Raw genomic sequence first — 2,869 nt, 5'->3', positions numbered from 1 at the left:
CGCGAAAGCAACTCTCTACTACTACTTTCCGAGCAAAGACGCCTTGGTCTCGGCAGCATTGGAAAAGCTGACCGCTGACGTGCTGACCCATCTGGGCGAGGCACTGGAGACCGCGGCCGAGCTCTCCTCGGCCGAACAGCTGCGCTCGCTCATCGCCGAGCAGTTGCGCGTTCTGACGGTGCTCTACCCGGAAGTGGGCAAACTCTTCTCCTTCCCCGCGCCGTGGCCCGACGAGCACGGTGAATCCATCAAGACCATGCGTCGACGCCACGACCGGATCTTCCGTGCGGTCATCGATCGCGGTGTCGCGTCAGGTGAGTTCGATTGTTCGGACCCCTCCGTGGCGCTGCACTGTCTGCACGGGATCCTGAATCATGCTTCGATCTGGCTCCGGCCCGCCGCGGACCCGGAGGGGCGAACGCGTGAGGCCGTTGTCAACGAATCCATGCGGCTGTTCCTGCGCGCCTGAAGCCTTGTCGGCCATCGCCTTCCACGCGTCAGGATGCGGTTCGCGGCATCGTCAGTCGGCGGCGCGGGGGAGCAGGCCCAGGGTGAGGTGGCGGACCAGGTCGTCGAGTAGCTGCTCGGAGTCGTAGTCGGCGGTGTAGCCGGAACCGACGAAGGTGGCCAAGCCCTGCAGGGCGGCCAGGGCGGTGACGCCGAGCCGTTTCGGGTCACCTGCCACGATCTCGCCGGCGGCCTGACCATCGGCGATGAGGGTGATCGGCACCGCGAACGCCCGGTCGGCGGCCTGCTGGATATCGGCGGAGGTGGAGTTGTTTCGGCGCGCGAACATCAGCGGCAAGAGCTCGAGGTTGTCGACGGCGAATCGCAGGTAGGCGTAGGCGACGGTTTGCAGACGTGCCGTGATGGGCCCTTCGATCACGGCTTGTTCGAAGCAGGCGCCGAGGCGTTCGAGCCCGGTGACGGCCAGTGCGTCGAGCAGTGCCTGCTTGTCGCGGAAATGACGACTCGGGGCCGCATGGCTGACGCCGGTATCGCGGGCCAGTTGACGCAGCGACAGCCCGTCCACGCCGGCCTCGCGCAGTGTCGCCTCCGCGCGCGTCAGCAGCGCGGCGCGGAGGTCTCCGTGGTGGTACGGGGTGTGCAGGGACATGGTACGAGCAGGATATCTGACGGCCACCCAATGTTTGCGTTGACTACTTTGTTGTCGCTGACTACATTGACGATTGCCATGACTGACAACACCGCGCCCACCCGCACACAGCGCAGCATGCCGATCCGCGAATGGCTGGCCCCGATCACCCTGGTCACCATCCTGGCGGCGCTCCTGGGCACCATGTACCTCGGCTACACCGCCGACCCCGAAAAGCACCTGCACGACTTCCCGATCGCCCTGGTCAACCAGGACGTCGGCGACACCGTCGGTGGCAAACCCGCCAACATCGGCGCACAGATCACCTCCGCGCTGAGCGAGAACATCCCCGCCGACAAGATCGACCTGCGCCCACTCGGCATCAACGAAGCCCAGCAACAGCTGCAGAACGGCGAGGTCTACGGCGCCATCGTCATCCCCGGCGACTTCACCAAACGCGTCGCCATCCTCGGCGCCGCCTCGATCGTCCCGGGCCAGGTCGAGCAGCCCATCATCTCCGTGCTCACCAACCCCCGGGCAGGCACCCTCGCCGCACAGATCATGAACACCGTCGCCGACCAAGCCATGACACAGGTCAACAGCACCGTCGGCACCCAACTCGCCGAACAGGTCCGCACCGCGGCCGGGGCCACACCACTCAGCGGCGCCGCACAGCTACAGCTCGCCGAGCCGATCGACGTCGTCGTCACCGCCTACCACCCGCTCCCCGAAGGCACCGGCCAGGGCTTGGCGGCCTTCTTCTACACCCTGGTCCTGCTGATCGTCGGATTCAGCGGCGCGATGATGATCAATTCACTCGTCGACGCCTCACTCGGCTATGTCCCCGCCGAATACGGCCCATGGCACAAGGCCACCACCCCGGCCCCGATCAGCCGCTGGCGCACGCTGCTCATCAAATGGGGGATCGCCGCGATCAGCGCCCCGCTGGCCTCCGGCGTGTTCCTCGGCGTCGGCACCCTGCTGAACATGGCGATCGAGCGACCACTGATGCTGTTCCTCTATGGCACACTGGCCATCGCCGCCATCGCGGTCACCGCCCTGTCGGTGATGGCCGCCTTCGGCACGGCAGGCCTGATGATCAACCTCATCGTGTTCGTGGTGCTCGGAATCCCGTCATCGTCGGGCACCATCCCGCTCGAGGCGACACCGCGCTGGATCGCCGACATGGCCACGTTCGAACCCATGCACCAGATCTACCTGGCCGTACGCGCCATCCTGTTCTTCGACGGACACCTCGAAGCAGGCATGGCACAGGGTCTCTGGATGACCTGCGCGGGACTGGCGATCGGCCTGATCGTCGGCGCGGTCGCCACCAACACCTACGACCTGCGCGGCATGCTGCGACTCGGCATCGAGCACGCGCCCGCGCAGTAACTGATCAATCCATGTGGAAGGGCCCTGTGATGCATGAGTTCGAAGCCCCGGCTTCCTACACGATTCCCGAGCACGCGAACAATTCCGACAGTGTGTTCCTGCACGCCGAGCACTCGCCCCACACGGTGTTGTTCAACGTCTCCAACGGTAGCGGCGGACTCACCGATGTCACCGCGGCCGAGTTCGCCCGAACGGTCACCGACGTGGCGAAGGGCCTCATCTCCTCGGGCATCGAACCCGGTGACCGGGTAGCGATCATGGCCCCCACCCGCTACGAGTGGGTCGTGCTCGACCACGCGATCTGGGCCACCGGCGGCTGCACCGTGGCCATCTACGACAGCTCCGCCGCCGAGCAGGCCAAGTGGATCCTGCAGGACT

The 2,869-nt window shown here is 66.0% G+C and carries 4 protein-coding genes; 3 read left to right on the top strand and 1 reads right to left on the bottom strand.

What is annotated here, in order from left to right; translation table 11 throughout:
• The coding region (locus ACFWF3_RS30700) for a TetR/AcrR family transcriptional regulator (RefSeq protein WP_379317198.1) at positions 1-469 on the top strand (469 nt) is incomplete at its 5' end.
• A 51-nt stretch (positions 470-520) separates the two neighbouring features.
• Here ACFWF3_RS30700 and ACFWF3_RS30695 read toward each other — a convergent pair.
• The gene (locus ACFWF3_RS30695; protein ID WP_378991785.1) at positions 521-1,117 is read right to left on the bottom strand and encodes a TetR/AcrR family transcriptional regulator; all 597 of its coding nucleotides are present in this window, start codon (positions 1,115-1,117) and stop codon (positions 521-523) included.
• Positions 1,118-1,195: 78 nt separating this feature from the next.
• Here ACFWF3_RS30695 and ACFWF3_RS30690 point away from each other — a divergent pair, with 78 nt between their 5' ends.
• Both ACFWF3_RS30690 and ACFWF3_RS30685 read left to right on the top strand, forming a co-directional pair.
• The gene (locus ACFWF3_RS30690; protein WP_379317196.1) at positions 1,196-2,491 is read left to right on the top strand and encodes a DUF3533 domain-containing protein; all 1,296 of its coding nucleotides are present in this window, start codon (positions 1,196-1,198) and stop codon (positions 2,489-2,491) included.
• Between the two features lie 29 nt (positions 2,492-2,520).
• On the top strand, positions 2,521-2,869 hold a 349-nt coding region (locus tag ACFWF3_RS30685), incomplete at its 3' end, for an AMP-binding protein (protein ID WP_379317194.1).

The sequence above is a fragment of the Nocardia sp. NPDC060220 genome, assembly GCF_042727815.1.
Lineage (GTDB): Bacteria > Actinomycetota > Actinomycetes > Mycobacteriales > Mycobacteriaceae > Nocardia.
The sequence above is the reverse complement of the archived record's forward strand: the minus strand, read 5'-3'. Positions and strand labels throughout refer to the sequence as shown.